General features: G+C 53.8%; 18 protein-coding genes. 2 read left to right on the top strand and 16 right to left on the bottom strand.

Features of this window, described 5'->3' with window-relative positions; genetic code table 11:
• Positions 1-304 precede the first annotated feature (304 nt).
• The 10 genes from KP003_RS14055 to KP003_RS14100 form a co-directional block, all read right to left on the bottom strand.
• Positions 305-586 carry a hypothetical protein gene (locus KP003_RS14055; RefSeq protein ID WP_216788873.1) on the bottom strand — a complete coding sequence of 94 codons (282 nt, stop codon included), beginning with the start codon at positions 584-586 and terminating at the stop codon, positions 305-307.
• Between the two features lie 84 nt (positions 587-670).
• Positions 671-4,564, bottom strand: coding sequence for a multiheme c-type cytochrome (locus tag KP003_RS14060; protein WP_216788874.1), 3,894 nt, complete (start codon positions 4,562-4,564; stop codon positions 671-673).
• A 740-nt stretch (positions 4,565-5,304) separates the two neighbouring features.
• On the bottom strand, positions 5,305-5,895 hold the full coding sequence (locus KP003_RS14065) for a transposase (protein WP_239027541.1): 591 nt from the start codon (positions 5,893-5,895) through the stop codon (positions 5,305-5,307).
• Positions 5,896-6,613: 718 nt separating this feature from the next.
• Complete coding sequence (locus KP003_RS14070; RefSeq protein WP_224963051.1) at positions 6,614-6,820, bottom strand: YidB family protein; 207 nt, start codon at positions 6,818-6,820, stop codon at positions 6,614-6,616.
• 28 nt (positions 6,821-6,848) lie between these two features.
• A complete protein-coding gene (locus KP003_RS14075) occupies positions 6,849-7,256 on the bottom strand; it encodes a hypothetical protein (RefSeq protein WP_216500817.1) in 408 nt (135 codons plus the stop codon).
• Between the two features lie 208 nt (positions 7,257-7,464).
• Positions 7,465-7,719, bottom strand: a complete 255-nt coding sequence (locus KP003_RS14080; protein WP_217299725.1) for a hypothetical protein — start codon at positions 7,717-7,719, stop codon at positions 7,465-7,467.
• 51 nt (positions 7,720-7,770) lie between these two features.
• A complete protein-coding gene (locus KP003_RS14085; RefSeq protein WP_217299726.1) occupies positions 7,771-8,457 on the bottom strand; it encodes a YiaD family glycine zipper/OmpA-like lipoprotein in 687 nt (228 codons plus the stop codon).
• Between the two features lie 88 nt (positions 8,458-8,545).
• Positions 8,546-8,950: a large-conductance mechanosensitive channel protein MscL gene (gene mscL / locus KP003_RS14090; RefSeq protein ID WP_217299727.1), complete on the bottom strand. Its 405-nt coding sequence runs from the start codon at positions 8,948-8,950 to the stop codon at positions 8,546-8,548.
• A gap of 182 nt (positions 8,951-9,132) precedes the next feature.
• Positions 9,133-9,825: an aquaporin Z gene (gene aqpZ, locus KP003_RS14095; protein WP_216500821.1), complete on the bottom strand. Its 693-nt coding sequence runs from the start codon at positions 9,823-9,825 to the stop codon at positions 9,133-9,135.
• Between the two features lie 114 nt (positions 9,826-9,939).
• Positions 9,940-11,238, bottom strand: a complete 1,299-nt coding sequence (locus KP003_RS14100) for an OmpA family protein (RefSeq protein WP_217299728.1) — start codon at positions 11,236-11,238, stop codon at positions 9,940-9,942.
• Between the two features lie 918 nt (positions 11,239-12,156).
• Between KP003_RS14100 and KP003_RS14105 the strand changes: the two genes are divergently transcribed.
• Positions 12,157-12,531, top strand: coding sequence for a response regulator (locus KP003_RS14105; protein ID WP_216500823.1), 375 nt, complete (start codon positions 12,157-12,159; stop codon positions 12,529-12,531).
• Between the two features lie 292 nt (positions 12,532-12,823).
• Here the strand turns inward: KP003_RS14105 and KP003_RS14110 are convergent, their stop codons facing one another.
• Genes KP003_RS14110 through KP003_RS14125 form a run of 4 tightly spaced genes read right to left on the bottom strand, consistent with a single transcriptional unit; the run spans position 12,824 to position 14,552 of the window.
• Positions 12,824-13,207, bottom strand: coding sequence for a hypothetical protein (locus KP003_RS14110; protein WP_217299729.1), 384 nt, complete (start codon positions 13,205-13,207; stop codon positions 12,824-12,826).
• The gene (locus tag KP003_RS14115; RefSeq protein ID WP_217299730.1) at positions 13,204-13,698 is read right to left on the bottom strand and encodes a helix-turn-helix domain-containing protein; all 495 of its coding nucleotides are present in this window, start codon (positions 13,696-13,698) and stop codon (positions 13,204-13,206) included. The genes KP003_RS14110 and KP003_RS14115 overlap by 4 nt, the downstream gene beginning before the upstream one ends.
• Positions 13,699-13,716: 18 nt before the next feature.
• Positions 13,717-14,184 carry an HNH endonuclease signature motif containing protein gene (locus KP003_RS14120; RefSeq protein ID WP_216509958.1) on the bottom strand — a complete coding sequence of 156 codons (468 nt, stop codon included), beginning with the start codon at positions 14,182-14,184 and terminating at the stop codon, positions 13,717-13,719.
• Positions 14,181-14,552: a hypothetical protein gene (locus tag KP003_RS14125; RefSeq protein WP_216788897.1), complete on the bottom strand. Its 372-nt coding sequence runs from the start codon at positions 14,550-14,552 to the stop codon at positions 14,181-14,183. The genes KP003_RS14120 and KP003_RS14125 overlap by 4 nt, the downstream gene beginning before the upstream one ends.
• Positions 14,553-14,709: 157 nt before the next feature.
• Between KP003_RS14125 and KP003_RS14130 the strand changes: the two genes are divergently transcribed.
• Positions 14,710-15,066, top strand: a complete 357-nt coding sequence (locus KP003_RS14130) for a helix-turn-helix domain-containing protein (RefSeq protein WP_216509960.1) — start codon at positions 14,710-14,712, stop codon at positions 15,064-15,066.
• Positions 15,067-15,181: 115 nt separating this feature from the next.
• Here the strand turns inward: KP003_RS14130 and KP003_RS14135 are convergent, their stop codons facing one another.
• Complete coding sequence (locus KP003_RS14135) at positions 15,182-15,610, bottom strand: integrase domain-containing protein (protein ID WP_217299731.1); 429 nt, start codon at positions 15,608-15,610, stop codon at positions 15,182-15,184.
• Between the two features lie 1,103 nt (positions 15,611-16,713).
• The gene (locus KP003_RS14140) at positions 16,714-17,487 is read right to left on the bottom strand and encodes a metallophosphoesterase (protein ID WP_217299732.1); all 774 of its coding nucleotides are present in this window, start codon (positions 17,485-17,487) and stop codon (positions 16,714-16,716) included.
• Positions 17,488-18,150: the final 663 nt, after the last annotated feature.

Raw genomic sequence — 18,150 nt, forward strand, 5'->3', positions numbered from 1 at the left:
ATAAAAGCGGGAAACGGGGTTCGAACCCAGCAAGCGCCAAGAGATACCCCCAACAACAGTAGATAAAATATTCACAAAATCAAACGATTAGCACTGGCTTCCCTTGTGATTTCCGTCCAACGAAATGCAGGGAGTTCAATCAGAAGACAGCACAACCTGCGAAAGTATTGCGAAAATGCTGGTTCAATCTTAACCTGCTGGTTATTAGGAAATTACCTAAAAACCCGCGCCTAAACAATTTAGCTGCTTAAGCACAATGAAGATTGTTCTAACAGGTGGTCTTACAATGTCAAACCTGCCCTCCCTACTGTGGCGGCTGCTCGGCGGGGGGAGTATGCGGTACCCAGTTGCTGCCGTCGAAGATGTACTCGATGTTGCTGGTGCTGTCCACCCAGATCATGCCCACTACCGCCTTGGGCGGAGCGGTGTCGCTCACCACCTTGCCGCTTGGCGGCAGTGACGGGAGGTCGCTTTCCGTGGCCAGCGTCGTCCCCCCGGGTACCGGTTCCGCAGCGCACACCGTGGCCCACAACAACAGAGTTCCCATAAAGCCGGACGCAATCAAGATCGTCACAAACCGTTTCATTCGGATATCCTCCTCAGATAGTTCCCGCTCGTAATCTCCCAGCACGGCTCGGACCGAGATCAGCGGTCCGAGCCCTCCCCTAGTCTAGTGGCACCCGAAGCAGGTCGACTTGAAGGCCCCCTGCACGTTGAGCGTGCCGTTTCGGTGCTGCGTCGGGTTGGTGATCGTCGTACCCTGGCCGTTCACGCTGCTCACGTCGGGGTGGCACAACTGGCACTGGTTCAGGCTCGAGGTCGGACCCTGGTTGCCGTGGTTCCCGCTGTGCCATACCCTGCCGTCCGCAGGCGGATTGCCGTGGCAGGCCGCGCACTGCTGACCGGTCGCGTTCCAGGCCGGGGTCCGCTGCGCACCACCGTAGTTCACCGTGATCAAATCGTAGTCATCGCTTCCCGCGTTGTACGAGTAGTAGCTGAAGCTGCCGGCCTTCACAGCGTGGCAGGATACGTTCGAGCAACTCTTCCCGGAATCGTACAGCGGCACAGAACCCGCAGTGAAGCTGTACTGGGTATCGACGGCAACAGTCACGTTCGACTGGTGGTCGTTGATGGGGAGCACCATGAGGTGGCTGGCCGCCCCGCCGCTGTGGCACGGCGTGCAGTTGTTCCACCCCTCCGAAGCCTTGGCCGTCTTCGCCACGTGCGACAGGTGCGCTCCGCCGCCGCCCGAGTAGGACTCGAAGCGTGCCCCGGACCAGTTGTTCATAGTGCCGAAGCGAAGACCGGCGCGCTTGGGCACTGGCGGATAGCCGTGGCAGGCGTCGCAGGTGCCAAAGGGCTTGAAGGCACCTCCGGCAGCGTTATGCCGGTGGCAGTTCAGGCAGCCGGTGGTCGGGTGGCCGGTCTCCGGGACCCCGTTCCGGAAGTGCGCGGTCACGGTGTGGCAAACCTGGCAAAGCCCGAGGTTGGTCCCCAGGTCGACCAGCCCCGTGGTGCTGTTGGTAAAGGTGATGGCGACGCCATTGATCATGGATCTGATCATGGAACGGTTGGCGCTGCCGTGGGTGTCGTGGCAGGCGACGCACCCCATGGTCTGGCCGCTCCCTTTGGCGGTGAAGTGGCTACTCATGTTGAGGAATGCCGGGCGAACCAGAGCCGCGTCGTTGTGGCAGGAGGCACACAGGGCATTTCCGGAAACGGACAGGCGAGTGTAGGAACCGAGCGCCCCGGAGATGTGCCGGCTGTTTTGATCGTGGCAGTCGGTACACCTGCTGCTTGAGGCGTAGCGGCCATGACCGGTGCTGTCGAAGTTCGCCTGGTACGGTGCGGCTACCCCGTTCGGCAGTACCGACGGCTGCGCCGCGTGACAGGAGGTGCAGGACAACCGGCCGACGCTCCAGGAGGGGAGGCCGCCCGGATGGCAGCCGACGCAGGCGGAACCCGCGCCGTTGACGAGATCCACCGAGCCGTTTAAGTGGGTGGCAGGATCGAAGCTGTGGCAGTTCTGGCAGGCAGTCACCCCGTTACCGAAGTAGTTCCCCGGGCCATAGGCGAGGGTTACGTGGGCGCTGTGCCCACCGGTGGCCATCGGCTTTGCGCTGGCCGCGCTGCCGCCGTGGCAGGTGGTGCAGCTGTCTTTCACCTGGTAGCTGGCGAAGCTGTCCGCCATGGCCTGGCTGATGGCACCCGAGGCGACGAGATTGGGGATCGCCAGGGTTGCTACCGAGTTGTCCAGCTGGGCGTTGTCGAGGTAATCGAGGGAGTCGAGCAGTAGTTGCTGCGCATACATCGGGTTGTGGGCGTAGGCCCCTGGCTCGCTGGCCAGGAGCACGTAGTTGAAGGCGGCCCCCATGGTGTTGGCCCCGTTCTCTCCGGAGCCCCAGTTGGTGGTGCTGAAACCTGCAGTCGGGGAGGTCGTACCGAAGCCTTTGGCGGCAAGCTGCGCCTTGAGGATCTCCAGCCCGTTCAGGAAGGCGGCGCGCTCAGCGGCAAGCCCCGCCTCGCTAAGGGAGCTACCGTGGCAGCCGGCACAGACCGGCAGCGCCCCGGTGACGAAGGTGTGGCCGTTGCCGGCGTTCTTGTGGCAGGCGACACAGGGACCGTTCGCGTCGCTTAGGCCGAGCCTGGTGTGGGTAGACTCGCCGCTGTAGCTGCGCCCTGGGAAGTGGTACCCACCCTTGGCGTAGCTGGTGCCGCCCACCGCCATGAAGTGCGGATCGATGAACTTGAGGTTGCCGAAATCGGCGAAGTTATCGCGCCGGACCGCGATGCTCTGCCCGTTGTTGGTGCCGCTGTGGCAGCCAAGGCAGATGTTCGACTTGCCGAGGTTCGGGTACTGGTAACCGGGGTCCTCGGCATAGGGGCGCACCGGAGTGACCGAGCGCAGGATCCCGTTGCTGATGTCGCTGTGGCAGCCGACACAGCTCAGCACCTCCTTGGTCTTGTCGGCCGCGCTTCCCCAGGCTGCGGTAATCTTGGCGCTGGACCAGGCCACAAAGCCGGTTGTGGTGTGGCACTGCACGCAGCCCGCCTTGGTCTTGAAGTCCTCCCCTTTCCAGGGAGCATCAGCGACTGCGGCGTGTGCCGAGCGCGCCCACTGCTGACGCACCGCAAGGTTTGAGCTGCTGTCGGCATGGCAGTTGGAGCAGTTGGAGCGCGAGGTCACGTAGGAGGCCGGGTAGCCGGCGGCGGTCATGGTGTTGAAGTGCACGGGGGTCGCCCCTGCGGCACTTCCTGCTGTACTGTGCGGGTTATGGCAGGCGATGCAGGGATTGGCGCCGATGGCAAACGGGTGGTTGGCGACGTTGCCAGTGGAGTCACGGTGGCAGCCGTTGCAGACGCTGTCGGCGACGTCAGGCCGGTGGCCGCCCCCCGTGTGGCAGGTCGAGCAGGTCAGGCCGTTGGCATTGTGGGGCGAGCCGGAAAATGCCGTGACGATCGAGGTCGGGTGGCAGGTGGCGCAAAAATTGGATCCGACGGTCCCGGCACTTGCGTAGGCGATCGTGAACGTGGAACCGTTCACCGTGTTGGTGTTGACCGGCGTCGGCATCGCCGAATTGGTGTGACAGGTGATGCAGTGTATCCCGGCCGTCCTGTGCGATCCGGTCGACCACAAAGAGAACGCCGTTGAAGGGTACACCCCGTGCGAGCTGTGGCAGCCGTTGCAATTGGTGCGCATGTAGCCGGTTACCGAGTTGGTGACGGTGATCTGTACCGTGTCAGAGGCAAGCGTCTTGGCCCCCGCCATCTCCGCCAGTTGCAGAACGTAGGTGCCCGGAACGACAGGGATGAATGAGGGGGTCAGGGTGTTCCAGGCGCTTGTGTCGACGGTGGCGGGACCGCTTACAAAGCTCCAGGCGAGGGTACCGCTTCCGGTGAGGGTACCGGTCAGGTTGACCACCTGGTTGGTCTGCGCTACCTGGTCCACGCCGGCATTGACGGCGGCCTGCATGAACGTTGCTGTCACCGTTCGCGGCGCGATGACGTTGGCGACGGTGATCTTGACGGCACCACCGTAGGGGTAGCTGACAGGACTTCCGTAGATATCGGCCACGGTGCCGCCGGTCACCCCCATGAGGTAGCAGTTGGTATAGGTTGGCGTTGCCGTCAGAACAGCCGAGTTGTTATAGGAGACCAGTACGGAAGTGGCAGAGATGCTGCCGGGCCCTATGGCCGAGGCAGTTACCTGGTACTGCCTCGCGATGAAACCGGCCACCAGGGATTGCGTGGTGCCGTTTGCCTTGTTGAAGGTCGTCGCATACTGGGTGGTGTAGTTGCCGAGAGGCACCGCAGTGCCGCTCTTGGTCAGGGCGGAGATCTTGTATCCCACATTCGCCGAGACCGTCACCGGCACGTTGGCGCTGGTGGTGAAGTTGGTGTACACGACACTGCCGGCAGTGGTCTGGGTGGCATTGTTGCGTACCTTGAGCGTTCCACCCGTGGTACTCAGCTTCGTCTGCAACTGCCATGTGGTAGCGGCCCAAGCATACAGCCCCCCCGCCGTCAGCAAGCAGACGAGAACAGATAGTACTCTCTTCAACATAAAGCCCCCCTTGTCTTTAGTAAAGACGGTCAGCGGCGACTTTCCGCTGAACGCGGTGCCATCTTGAAACATTTCCCGAACCATCCGTACAACAACTCTTAACGCTGCGCTGCAGTTGTCAGGGGCATAGTCGGGCTCCTGTCACAAAGCAGCTGATAAGCTCAATCCAATGAGCACATAGCGACCTTAGCGACCACAGGCACCTGTTTTCCCGACGAGGACTGCACTCAAATACTAAGACCTAGACCTAATCAACCTCTAATTACAAAATTTGGTCCAAAATACTACAATGAATACAATTTTAAAAAAACTCTTCAAAAATAGCTGGATGAGGGAGTCGGCAGACTGGAGACAAGTGACACTGCCAGTGGGACCTGTCTTTTGGCTGGAGCAACCGCGAATTCACTAATGCGAAACGTGATGCTGTGCCAGCGTAAGCTTCACAGATTCGGTGCGATGCCCGATATTGCCCCTCCCGTGGTCATAACTTCAACCTTGTTCATTTGCCGTAGATGAATAGATATACACGAAACTGTTTTAAAAAGCATGCGTACTACTGACCACAGTGCCCTACGGAGACTGTAGTTATAATTGTGACTGCCACTGATGGGATTTGAGATAGGGAAAACGGGGATTTCCGGGGACAGGATTTCCGGAAGATTTCCGGGGACACAATACCTATAATTTTGCAACACATGAGGGGCAGAAGATTGGTCCCCCGATTTCCGTGGCCACACCACTCATTTCTGCGGTTTCGCCGGCCTACCAGGATGACCTTTTCTGAGGTCCCGTCCCGTAATCGCTTCCACTCTTTTTAGAAAGTTCTGACTTCCCACAGGCCTGCCAGTCTTTACTCCAGCTCGAACTCTGTCGTTTGCCTCAGCATCCTCTCCTTGAAGCAATTCGCCCCAGTCCTTCACCAGCCCTAGCAACGTCCGGTCGGCAACGAGAGGATCGGTCCCCCCCATATGGAACTTGGCGCTCGACCACTGATAATCCCAAGGTTTTCGCACCATCTTTGCGCGAACTGGGTTCTGCTCTATATATCGCGCCGCCGCTATGAGGTGCTGCTCGTCTAGAACGCAGGAGCTAAACCGGCCTTGAAATAGATAGCCCCTAACATCCTGGCGAAAGTTCTTCATCCTCGTGTACAACCTGTGCGCTTCGCCAAAAGCTTTCGCCAGGGAGGACTCTTCCTCGGGAATAGCGATAAAGTGAACGTGGTTCGTCATCAGACACCAAGCAAGAATCTCGACACCGCAAGCTATGGCGTGTGTCTTGATCAACTGCAGATAGACTTGCCGGTCGTCCTCGGTGTCGAAGACATTCATCGACCGGACCCCTCTCTGCGTCACATGATGAGGATGTCTGGGCACTACGACCCGGGATATGCGCGCCATGGCCACAAAATACAGGAAGAAATTAATGTGTCAACATTTAATAGGTATTGTGTCCCCGGAAAAGGAGGGAGGAGAATGAGGGAACTGCGGACAAACAAAAAGGCGGACAAACAAAAAGGCACTTAGCCTAATCAGCCAAGCGCCTTTATTATTTTTTGGTTGCGGGGACAGGATTTGAACCTGTGACCTTCGGGTTATGAGAGCAACCTGCCGTCCTCATCCCACTAAAAGAAAATCAACAACTTGCTAAAATGTCGAGCGGTTAGCCGGTCACTGATGATTTACCGTGTATCACATGTTAACCATGTTTGCAAGACTTTAGGGTACAACACAGGGTACAAAAAATTGCTTCGAAGGCTGACGAGAAACAAGATCGGATTCCAATTAACCCACCATAGAGACTTATTTCCTGATGTTTCCCCAGTAGCATCGCGCGTTTTCAACTGACAGATTCCACTCGATCTGAGCTGTGGACGCCGCCCACCAACAAACTTCTTGATGCCACTTCACCTGGCGCCAAACCATAGCTGATTGAATGGCGCTTACGCGCCACGCTCCCTCCTTAGTGCACGCAAGCAAAGGGAGGCGATCCACACGTCGCCTCCCTTCTATCCCTTTACTTACACCCGAAACAAGGGCAGTCGGCTCGTTATGATAACTTGCTCTTTAAAAATTCCAGCCCCTTATCCAGAAATCCTCCTTCAGGAACGACGCCATCTGGCGTAATTTTATCTACAATATCTGGCAACTGCTCTGAAAGCATGGCTGTCACTTCTTCAGTTGACATCCCTGCCTTGGCTGCTAGATTCTGGATTCTTTCGCTCCCTAACCCTTCTTCAATTTGTTCGGGAGAAATTGGCGTATTCTGCCCCCCACTCGTTTAATTATTTAACCACCGGCACTGTAGCATCTTTTACAGCGTTCGCATCAGCCTTAGCTTTTTCCTTTACTCCTTTTGCATCAGCTTTGGCCTTGGCTTTTGCGTCTTTTGCCTCTTTGGTTTTCGCTTCTTTGGCTTCTTTAGCCTTTGCAACTGCATCAGCTTTTGCCTTTGCTTTTGCAGATTTTACCTCATCAGCCTTGGCTTTTGCATCAGCTTTTGCCTTCCCTTTAGCTACTTTCGCATCGTTAGCTTTTGCGGTAGCTGCATCTGCACCTTTCTGCACATCGCCAGCAGCCTTGTTTACAGCAGCAGGTACATAAGACGGATTGGTAGCTTCAGCAGCGAACGCTACAGCAGTAAAGGACACGGCTACCAGGGTGGCAACTATTGCAGACAGGACTTTCTTCATGGGTAACACCTCCAGATGATTTTGCGAACGTATTTAACGCTGTAGGCAAATATCATAATACTTGCAATTTGCTAAACCGCTAATACTCATTCTGACTTTACTCAGCCAACCTAGGATACATGTAATACCGAGTACACTACCTTCTGCAAAATGTCATTCTTCATCTACTGAAACTTTTTTTGACATCAAAAACAATAGCCGCACCTAATTAATCTTCATGGCGATCATGTTTCTTATGTTTTTTATGCTTTTTGTGACCTTTATGTTTGCCATTATCTGAGTGCTCAGTAACCACTTTTTCTTTTACAATCACGCGGTCTCGCTCAACAATTCTTACAGGTTGAGGTTGAGGAGAGCCCACCTGTACTTGTACCCCAGGAGTACTGACGCCAACATTGACACCAGCAATAGCAAAACTTGCGGTTGCTCCAACCAGGACAATGCCACCAATCATTTTTTTCAACGTAGGTTCTCCTTGTGACTATCGTTAAAATGTTGCACTCGCGTAAGAGTCTTAATTGTTACCACTGTTCTCAGCCCGAGCCTTCTCGTTAGGAGTAATCTCTAGTTGCACACGGCGGTTTAATGCGCGATTCGCATCAGTATCGTTGGGTACTGCTGGGCGGCTTGAGCCATAGCCTATCGCAGTCATACGAGAACTTGGCACCCCGTTCGAGACTAAAAAGTCGCGAACGTGATCTGCTCGTCTTTGGCTCAACGGTTGGTTGATGGCGTCGGTTCCGCTAGAATCCGTATGCCCCTGAATTATTATGGTGGTTTCTGACTTTGCAAGTGTAGCTGCAGCCTTGGCCAGTGAGTCTCTCGCCGCCGGTTTGAGGTCATCCTTGCCTGTATCAAACAATATCCCCGACGGCAGCGCAACAAACACCTTGTCCCCGTCCCTTACTACCTCGGCTTCAGGCATACTCTTCTTCAAAGCAGCCGCCTGCCGGTCCATGTAGTTGCCGATACCGCCTCCGACGACCGCGCCGGTAAGGCCACCGATCGCTGCATTCCGTCCTCGATGGGACTTCCCGCCAACCAGCGCACCCACACCCGCACCAAGTGCAGCGCCACCGAGCGATCCGATAGCAGTCTTCTGCCACTCGGTGCTACCGTCTGGGTTTGTCGCGCAACCACTAGCCAACATTGCAACCAAGGTGCACCCAATTACAATTTTGCCCAACATCTTTGTTTTCATGCTCTTTCTCCTTCAGGTTACATTAGTATGCCGAGGTAAGAGGCTTATTATCCCAAGCATCGGAACATAACGGCTCATCCACATTCAATTATCTGCCACTCTTCAGCAGATCCCTGATTTCACTAAGCAGTATCTCTTCTCTAGTTGGTGTGGGTGGTACCTCTAGTGCTGCGGCTTCTTTTTTCTTGAGAGAGTTTATACCTTTGATTGCAACAAATACAGCTGCCGCGACGATAGTGAAGTCTATTATGGTCTGGATAAATTTGCCATAACTGATCAGTACGGGAGGCTTTTTGTCAACCCCCTCCTTCACAATGATGGACAGTTGGGAAAAATCAACTCCTCCCAGCATGACTCCGATTGGCGGCATAATAACGTCGCCGACAAAGGACGACACTATTTTGGCAAATGCTGCACCAATGATGATACCCACCGCCATATCGACAACGTTACCTTTTACAGCAAACTCCTTAAATTCTTTGACAATGCTCATGTTTATGCCCTCCGTGAGGATTATGAGTTAGGCCCCACCCGCCAGAGCGGCCAGATGGGGATTGGTGTAAGGCGTCGTAGTTGTCATAGCTCATCTCAAGGAGATGAAGGGGGCAGCATAGGATTTGTCGCCCCCACGGGAACAGTATCCCTGTTTTCGTTTTGATTCCTGGCAAGCTGCATCTACTCATTGCTGGATCCGAGAAAGCGGTAAATCGCACCACCAGCTACCGCCCCGACAATTGGGGCAATCCAAAAGAGCCACAGTTGCGAAATGGCCCATCCTCCGACGAATATAGCAACCCCCGTGCTGCGTGCTGGGTTTACCGATGTGTTGGTGATTGGAATGCTGATGAGGTGGATCAAGGTAAGCCCCAAGCCGATGGCAATCGGCGCAAATCCCTGTGGTGCACGTTTGTCAGTTGCTCCCATGATGATAAACAGGAACATCATGGTCATGACAATCTCTGTGATAAGTCCAGCGAACATCGAATACCCGCCGGGGGAATGCTCCCCATAGCCATTTGAAGCGAAGCCCGCAGCAACATCAAACCCCATTTTTCCGCTCGCAATCAGGAAAAGTACTGCCGCACCAGCGATCCCCCCGAGCACCTGAACAATGATGTACGGCACAAGGTCTTTAGCAGGGAAACGTCCGCCTGCAAAGAGACCGATGGAAACCGCCGGGTTCAGATGGCAGCCCGAAATATGTCCAATAGCGAATGCCATCGTGAGGACCGTCAATCCGAAAGCCAGAGCGACGCCATGTAACCCAATCCCAACATTCGGGAAAGCAGCCGCGAGGACCGCACTACCACAGCCACCAAGAACCAACCAGAATGTACCGATGAACTCAGCGCAGAGTCTCTTTGACATTGTGATTCTCCTTCCAGGTAAGAGTGCGATGAAACATGAGAAATCATAGCAAAACACCCTCCTAGAAATAATTCCAAAAGGGTGTTTGCTTGTTAGCGTCGGTAGCAATGATTACTAATTGTTGTTACAGGTGAAGTTGGATTCAATACGACGATTCTGTGCTTTCCCTGCTTTGGTCTTGTTGCTGGCTATGGGCTTTGTAGGACCATATCCAACAGCTTTGATTCGCTCAGGAGCGATCCCGAATTCTTTGACAAGATAATTACGTATCGTATCTGCGCGTCGCTGAGAGAGTTTCATGTTAAGTGCTTTGGGGCCAACATTGTCAGTGTGTCCCTCAATCACCCCAGTGGCTTTGGGAAACTCGTTCAAAAAGTCAGCCAGAGTTTTCATTTCATTGCGATACTGGGGCTTGAGATCGGCCTTGTTGGTATCGAACTGGATGTTTATGACTGCAGGGCTGCACAGCTTCGGAGCAGGTGCAGGAGGAGCAGCTACTACTGGAGCGGGCGCCATCACCGCAACTCTTGCTGCGCTCTTAGCAGTGCCGCCATCACCATTGCAGGTTAGGGTATATGCAGCATTGTCAGCCGGGGTAACCGTCATGGAGCCCTGTGGCGGAACAGGGCCGATTTCCGGTTGAATCACGCAGTTGGTAGCGTTGCTCGAACTCCACGTCAAGGTGGCAGTTTCGCCTTTGGTAATCGAACTCGGTGCAACCGTCATGTTGACAGAAGGAGCCGGAGGCACCGGCACTGGGGCAGGAGCAACTACCGGAGCCGGAACTGGCTTTTGCACAGGAGCAGGCTCAACAACCGGTTCAGGCGCAGGTGCAGGAGCCGCCACTGGTGCAGAAGCGGTCTTGCCCCCAAACAAGAAGGTCAGACCCGCTGTGTATTCCCAGTTGTACTTGGGACTGTCAGGGCTCTCCAGTAAGAACAGCTGGCGAGCGTCAGCGCGCAGAGCTACCGAGTCGGTCACAAAGTACTTGACCCCACCGCCGGCATTGATAGTCGCATCGGTGGTTCTGTCACTGATTTTAAGCCCTTCACGGCCGTGCCCATAGGTAATCCCCCCGCCGCCCACGGCAAGGTATGGTACCAGCGGCCCTTCAGGGAGGAAGTTGTAGAGGATGTCCAAGCGATAGGACAGTGCGTTGAAACTCCTGTCATTGCGCGTTCCTTCGGTCGCAAGGTAATCAGCGACGGCCTCTACCCCCCAGTTCTTTGTCAGGTCATACCCCAGACGCAGCCCGAAGACAGGGGCGGTTTTCAGGTGTTGCTCACCATCAAAGGTGTAACCACCGGCGAACGGAGAAATAGAGAATGCCCCCTCTCGCTCTCCAGCGATTGCGGCAGTCGCCACAGTCAGCACTGCAGCGCAGGCAAACATCGATGAAACAATCTTTTTCATACACCCTCCTTTGAACAAATTAGATATCTGCAATCTCAAACGCCATGCGGCGTCGAGCATCACTAAAGAGCATAACAAACCTCCGCCCCAAAAGCAACTTTCATTAATGCACAACTATGTGTGGCCCATTTTGTCTATCGGAATCCAATTTCAACCCACCATCGACAATTATGAGACCTACCCGCAATCTAGTAACGGAAAAATATTTCACAGAGTGTGGGCAACCCGGAACGCCAATACTGTGTTAAAATTCGAAGCCGACCCACAAGCTGAAGGGGGCGAAGACTTTGGATGCTAAGCTATAGCAAGGGTTGGGCTTGAGGTAGTCGGTGATGATGTCGCTTACGAACATGTACTTGAGCTTGATGGCGCTTGGCCTACTTCTACTGGTCCAAACAATGTGTCGATGGTCATAGTGCTTCCTCCAATGTTTTTAATGTTTAATACTGACGACGTGAAATACTGACCTTAGATGTCTACTTTTCACCATGTGATTCGAGCAACTCCACCTCCATATGTTTGCTCCAGATATATAGCGTAACCAGAAAGCGAATTCAAGTCACAAGAGATAAATTTTAGACGTAATTACAGTAAGTTAGAAAGATGCGCAGAAAACGTGCAAGTTGCAAAAGTACCTATTTTTGCGACACAACCAAAACATTTATCCACAGATTATTGGGATTTTTCCACAGGCACAGTTGAAAGGTGTTGCAATTGTCACGTTACAATACAATAATTAGATTGAAGACAATGTGATAGTACCAGCGGTGGATCGCCTGCTCAATGCAACAAAGCAGAAGGCAAGTGAATGCTTTGAAGCAAGAAGATGATGGGGACAATTGTCTACAGCTTTATGCACCGGCTGCTGATATACATACAACACAAATTTTGAGCGTTTAACTCAACAACGAGGCTCTTATGAAACAGGACGAATCTGCCGGACCTAAAACGATACTTCTTGTTGATGACGAGGCCCAAATGAGGTCCTTGCTCTATACCCTCCTTACTAATTATGGTTACAACGTCATACAGGCGGTTGATGGACAGGATGCGCTAGATAAGTTCGAGCTAAACCAGCAGTGTATCAATTTGGTTGTAACTGACATCGTCATGCCTAGAATGGATGGTATCTCTAGCTTTAAAGAAATGAGCAAGAGAAATGCATCAGTTCGCGTACTTTATATGAGCGGATATATTCCAGAGCGGCCACTTCCGGAAGGCGTTAGTATCCTCCTAAAGCCATTCTCTCCTCTAGACTTTCTTCAAGCGGTTCACTCCATCCTTGGCGACTAGACCAAATTTCATTTTTTTACCTCAGGTGCTCAATCAGCTTCATGGTTGCAAATCGGATTCCAATTTTAACTCACCTTCCTCCTGCCGGGTGCTCGGCGGGGGAAGATTTGCCTTTTTCCTGCTCAGGCGTGTCGATCGGCATCCAACTTTAACCCACCATCGGCATCTTGAGACCCACCCCCTCAATCTGTAAAGCCTCAATATTTCACAGGGGGTGGGTCACCCTTGGACGCCGATACTGGGTTAAAATTCGAAGCCGATCCACAACAACCGTCGGCGGGAGTCCACCAAGCTATAACTGCCTATCATCAGGAGTCAAATCTTGATACATTCCCGAGACATCCACCTGAGCAGCAACACCATTTACCCTGCACCAAGCTCCCCACACGTAGTCGCCGTCAGCGTCATACCCCGACCTGCCCGTGAGTACGTACACCCTCCCAGATCTCGTCACACATTTCCTCGTCTCGGGATCATAGGAAACGATGGCGGTGCTCACCCGGCCCTCAAAATCATACCGGTTGTAGCCAACGATGTGGCGTTCTCCTGCACAGGGCCCTTCAATCACCTCGAGAATCCGCCAGCGCTCTATGACGACCTCAGGCTGCTCTGCCACAGAAGGGGTTTTCCAGAATCCGCCGATGATGAGCATTTCGCTCTCCGGTTTTTTTGTCATATTCCTTTCTCCTTATCAGCCGTAACATCGACTCCCATGTCGTGAGCAAAAACATAAAACATCCGAACTGCCAGCAGCCTCTCCAGGTAGCGCTGCTGCATAACGCGCGCTTCTCGAAGCCAGCTAAGTACTTTGTGGTTTCGACTGCTGCCCTTTAGCATTTCCTTTTCCAGCTTGAACATGTGACCAAAGGCTGGATTCAGGGCCGAACCGTAGAAAACATCTACATCCAGTTGCCTTGCTGGTAACGCCATATGCCGGTCCTCCGACCAATGATCCAACAGCAGCTTCGCCGAGGCGGTGAAGACATAGCTAGGGATGTGGCGGTGCCGGAACTCCCACTCGCTCACCCGAGTCTCAGGAACAGGGGAATAAGGGACCCCCTGGGAGTAAATGGCGATCTGTTCACCCATTTGCTTCATGGTGAGATCCAAGGTCTGCCTGATTCTCCTGATATCAACCGGAACAATCTGCTTTTGCTTGTCATTCATGGTTTACCTCCTTTTTTTTCATACTCCGGACCAGTATTTCCTGAGATCTTCAAGCCGTGTTGCACGCGCCACATACTCCTGGGTCAACTCGAGCCTCCGCACTGCGTAAAGAAGCCCATTACACTCCCCTGCAAGCGCACGGAGCCTCACGTGGAGTTCCCTGTGCAGCCTTGGAGGCAGGGCTACAAGGTTCGAAGGATCGTTGTCATCTTTCCGCTCGTTTACGTGGTGGACAAACCATCCCTTCGGGACTTTTTTCCCGTTGACCATTTCCCACACTATGATGTGCTCCATTCGCCGGATCACGGATTTTCCAACCGGAAGAAGCCGCTCTATGTACCCACTCGAAGTTACGATCGCCCGTGCTTTTTGAAACCAAGCCGGATCGCTGCTGTCTATGGCGAGTTCGGCGACACGCACAGGCGCCACAACCTGTTTACCCTTGCCAGAGTGATGCTTGTTTCCAGCCACAGCCAGGTCCGTCATGCCAGTCCCCCCATCGCTCCGTAAAGCATCTTTGCTTCCACGAACGCCCTGCTGTTCAAAAACCGATACCCACCAAAGTCGAACAGTGGCACATCGGGCACTCCCTGGACGCGATCGTGCACCATCTGGATTTTGACCCGGAACTCCATGAGAAAAGCAACCACCTCCCGCCGGGAATTCGGCGGGGGAAGATTTGCCTTTTTCCTGCTCAGCCGCAAGCCCTGCTCTGCGACTTCGAGAAAATCACGCGTCTGTTCTGTTGCCAGATTGTGCAGGACATCGGCGACCTCCGGATCAAGCTGGTCCAAGGTCATCCCAACGTTCTGCCCTACCCATTGCCGAACATCCTTTTTCCCTCTCATGTTCATGGTTCCCTCCCATGCGTTAAGTTCGTTCACAGAAGATCAACCCCCGTCAACTGTTCACAAATGCCATTATATCACGTCGCGTGCGCGAACTCAACAAAAAGTTCACGTGCGCGAACATCTTCTTGATACTCATCCACCGCTATGCTAAAAATGGGGCATGGAAAAGATCATCGACCAGCAGATGTTTATCGACCGCTTGCGCGATCACATGGTATCTAAAGGATTCAGCCAGGCAGCCCTTGCCAGGGCCGCGGAACTCTCCCCATCTGTCCTCAGCATGTACTTTTCCGGCACCCGAACCCCAAATAGGGAGGCGCTCATGCGCCTTGCCAAGGCGCTTGATTGCTCAGTCGACTATCTTGTGGGGCGCAAATCGAGGTCCGAAATCGAAGACCTGGTTCAACAGGAAAAGATTCAAGAACTTATCGCAGAGTTCAGCGCCCTTTCCGCACATGACCAAAACCGCATCATGGATATGATTCGCCTGCTGCGTGCCGGCACCACATCTGAATAGCTCCCCTTCCGCCGTCCCTTCATGCACAATAAAAAACGGGGCTCGCCCGCCACTGCGTTGCAGTGACAGACGAGCCCCGTTCACTTTGTGATGGCTCCGTTGCTGGATAGATTGCCTAGCGGCAGTAGTGGGAAATGACATCGATTCTGCCGTGCCCGAGATCCCTGGCAATGGCCTCGCGGTCAACGCCAGCCGCTTTCAAAGCCTGAGCGTACCCATGCCTGGCAAGGTGCGCATTCGCACCATTCTCTTTCGTGGCACCCGCGCGATGCAGGGCATTACGCTGAAAGTCATAGGCCTGCTTGAGGGTCATGCTGGCGGGGATCAAGGATTTTGCTCCTGTTTCGGCCAAATGTTGCTTAAGAGTTGCCAAGGCAGCGCCTTTTTCAGGTGTATCAACTGTAAGGCTTCGAGGCCGACCGCCTTTTGTACCTTCAATCTTGAGCAAAGTCCGGCCACGAGAGTCTTCAAAGGTGGTTTTGGAAAGAAGGCCTTCTTTCGCGCGAACGCCGAAGGCAGCGCGAAGGTCACTTGCGATTCCCAACCACTCTGCCTTTTCGTACAGAGCCTGGCGTACCTCAGCATCTTTTCAACATTTGGCTCCTTCGGCTGAAGGCGAGTCCCGGCTCTGGAACCTCCCAATGCTCCGTTGTCTCGGGGGACGATATTAGCCTTCCCGATAGCACCGGCGAGCGTTCTCATTGCTGTAGCGTACCCGCTGATAGTTGATGGAGACAAGCCTTCAGACTTGAGCTTTTCAAATAGGTCGTTCACGAACTTGCCACCAACCTGGTCCATATGCTGGTAGCCCTTTTGGGCGGCAAATTCTGCGATACGATTAAGATTTCCGAGAAGTTTTTCACGGGTCAATGACGCGCCATTCCAATTTTTCCCTATCACGTTCCGTGCTTCCTGTTGCAGTTTCTCTGTGTGCGTTCCCATAAATTGACCTCCCGTAAGTGATGTGCTGCGGCATGCGTTCCTGATTTGGCAATCAGGAGCGCATGCCGCAGCACACCGCCTAGCCCCAGCAGATGCTGTTGAGTGTAGGTGTCTGTGGTCTTCAGTTTAGAAAACCACCGAATGCGGGCCATAGTGGTCCGCATCGCCACAGGTTTTAGCCTCGTCTCGTAAGGCGAGGATCCCCATCAGGGGCATTCCTGCGTGACATTTGCCGCCCCGATCGCGATCGGGACAGGCTGGGGATGAGTCATATGGAAACGCGCGTTGCGCGGAATTGTAGGAGTGCAAGGTGGCGGGGGAATCGAAATTGAGAATTTCGAAGTCGGCAGCATTAAGGAATTGCCTGCCGTCTCTTTCTCAACGCTTCGCTTATGAGTAAAGAGACGGCAGGTCACTCTATTCTGCGTCAACGCAGGTTGTGGTGGTAGAATAGACGGACCGCAGAAGAACCCGCGGTCCGGCAAGCTCTCGCTTGCACCAGTGCAGAGCATCAAGGAAGCATTTTGATGCCAAGGTGGAGATCATGAAGAGTGCGGTTGAATCCGGCGTGGCAGCATCCACTTAATGTATGCCAAAACAGTTTTTTGAGGGAGGGAGCCCTCCGGCAAACGCTCTACCAGAGGGCATCCTTTAGGAATTATCAGGACCACTGCAATCCCAGCGGCGACCGTCACTTCACGTGCTTCACGGTATTCCAGCCGCTGTTTTTTGCACCAGTCGCTTTACCTTATTATAGTGGCAAGTGAATTTTCCCACCTGCTTGTCGATGTGCAGGTGGCCGAAATGCCAACTCCCAAAGGTCAGTTGCTCGTATATCTTTTGCAACATATCCTCAGTGGGGTCAGGAACGCGTCCCAATTTAAGAAAGTCCGGGCGCAGACTGGCCGGGCATGTGTGGGTTATCACATGATCTACAACCCAGCCTACCCTGTCTAGGTTGCGGCAGGCATTGTCATAATCATCTTGCGTAGGCAATTCTTCCGGCCACCAATTCACCCCCTCTTTTCGGGGAGGCAGGTAGTCATAACCACCCTCCCAGCCAAGTGAGGGTATCTTGGCGCCGAACCGGTCGCGGCTGATTGCTCCACCGAAGGCGAGGAATGTCTCCCCTTCGATTTGGAATACCTCGCCACGCTTGAGATAGAATACGTTCTTACGAATTTGGTAGGCGCGTCCACCGTACAGATTCACCAGAGGAAATTCTCCGCCAAACAGTCGCGCGAAGTTTTCATGATTCCCGTCCACGGTCAGCCAGGTAACTCGCTGCCGAAGCCGTGACTCAAGAAAATAATCTTCCTGGCGCCTATGGTTCTGGTTCAGGTGGTAATCGTGGTACCAGACTCCACCGAAATCGCCACAGCACAGCACGATGTCGCCTTTTTTCGCAGGTTTAAAATTGGCAGACGACACATGCCAAGATGTTTCGCCGCCGTGCAAGTCGCCGGTAACATAGATCATGATTGGCTCGTCATCTAAAGAGTGTGGTCCACGGCGCATAACAAGCAGCTATCGCGAACGCGCCCTCAAAGAAACAAAATCATCGCCACGTGTTCCCCAAAAGATGCTTTGGCGGAGTGCATCTTTCACCTGGCTCCGGCTGGGGAATTGTTGCCGGGAGCTGAAAATCCGTATCGGAAATAAAAATCTATCAAAAGAACAGCTTAAACTTCTCAAACTTCTGCTGCATTTAGCCCTTCCAAGATGGGCCGAAGAATCCCGGCAAGTTCCCCATGCCAGTTCTATACTATCTCGACGGTGTCACAGACTTTTTGGATAACGAAGGCTGTGAATTCTTTTCCAAGCCCGGTTTCAGGCTGATTCATCAGAGCATGCCTGAACGACTGATTGGTGAACCCCAAGGGAATCGCTGGCCCGGATATAGTTGCGTGGAGACCGTCGGGGCCGTATAGCCCTTTGCTTTTGCCGCAAAAACAAGAGCGTTCTTGCCTACGTAATGCCACGACATCGCCACACTTAATGCAATAAATAAGCTTCATCGCACTACCTCCTTAGAGAACTACCCCGCCCCCACGGCCCTAAAATACCACTGATAACCGCGTCCCTGGCTCAAAGCCCCTTATTGACGATGGTATGCGGGTTGCCTTCGCCATCATGCGGCCT

It is taken from the genome of Geomonas diazotrophica, assembly GCF_019063885.1.
Lineage (GTDB): Bacteria > Desulfobacterota > Desulfuromonadia > Geobacterales > Geobacteraceae > Geomonas > Geomonas diazotrophica.

What these genes read in the sequence shown, in the direction of transcription:
- KP003_RS14085 (WP_217299726.1), bottom strand. Translation starts at nt 8,457, where the DNA reads ATGAAAACAAAGATGTTGGGCAAAATTGTAATTGGGTGCACCTTGGTT.
- KP003_RS14105 (WP_216500823.1), top strand. Translation starts at nt 12,157, where the DNA reads ATGAAACAGGACGAATCTGCCGGACCTAAAACGATACTTCTTGTTGAT.
- KP003_RS14060 (WP_216788874.1), bottom strand. Translation starts at nt 4,564, where the DNA reads ATGTTGAAGAGAGTACTATCTGTTCTCGTCTGCTTGCTGACGGCGGGG.
- KP003_RS14055 (WP_216788873.1), bottom strand. Translation starts at nt 586, where the DNA reads ATGAAACGGTTTGTGACGATCTTGATTGCGTCCGGCTTTATGGGAACT.
- KP003_RS14130 (WP_216509960.1), top strand. Translation starts at nt 14,710, where the DNA reads ATGGAAAAGATCATCGACCAGCAGATGTTTATCGACCGCTTGCGCGAT.
- mscL (WP_217299727.1), bottom strand. Translation starts at nt 8,950, where the DNA reads ATGAGCATTGTCAAAGAATTTAAGGAGTTTGCTGTAAAAGGTAACGTT.
- KP003_RS14065 (WP_239027541.1), bottom strand. Translation starts at nt 5,895, where the DNA reads ATGAATGTCTTCGACACCGAGGACGACCGGCAAGTCTATCTGCAGTTG.
- KP003_RS14120 (WP_216509958.1), bottom strand. Translation starts at nt 14,184, where the DNA reads ATGACGGACCTGGCTGTGGCTGGAAACAAGCATCACTCTGGCAAGGGT.
- KP003_RS14075 (WP_216500817.1), bottom strand. Translation starts at nt 7,256, where the DNA reads ATGAAGAAAGTCCTGTCTGCAATAGTTGCCACCCTGGTAGCCGTGTCC.
- KP003_RS14125 (WP_216788897.1), bottom strand. Translation starts at nt 14,552, where the DNA reads ATGAACATGAGAGGGAAAAAGGATGTTCGGCAATGGGTAGGGCAGAAC.
- KP003_RS14100 (WP_217299728.1), bottom strand. Translation starts at nt 11,238, where the DNA reads ATGAAAAAGATTGTTTCATCGATGTTTGCCTGCGCTGCAGTGCTGACT.
- KP003_RS14110 (WP_217299729.1), bottom strand. Translation starts at nt 13,207, where the DNA reads ATGACAAAAAAACCGGAGAGCGAAATGCTCATCATCGGCGGATTCTGG.
- KP003_RS14140 (WP_217299732.1), bottom strand. Translation starts at nt 17,487, where the DNA reads ATGATCTATGTTACCGGCGACTTGCACGGCGGCGAAACATCTTGGCAT.
- aqpZ (WP_216500821.1), bottom strand. Translation starts at nt 9,825, where the DNA reads ATGTCAAAGAGACTCTGCGCTGAGTTCATCGGTACATTCTGGTTGGTT.
- KP003_RS14115 (WP_217299730.1), bottom strand. Translation starts at nt 13,698, where the DNA reads ATGAATGACAAGCAAAAGCAGATTGTTCCGGTTGATATCAGGAGAATC.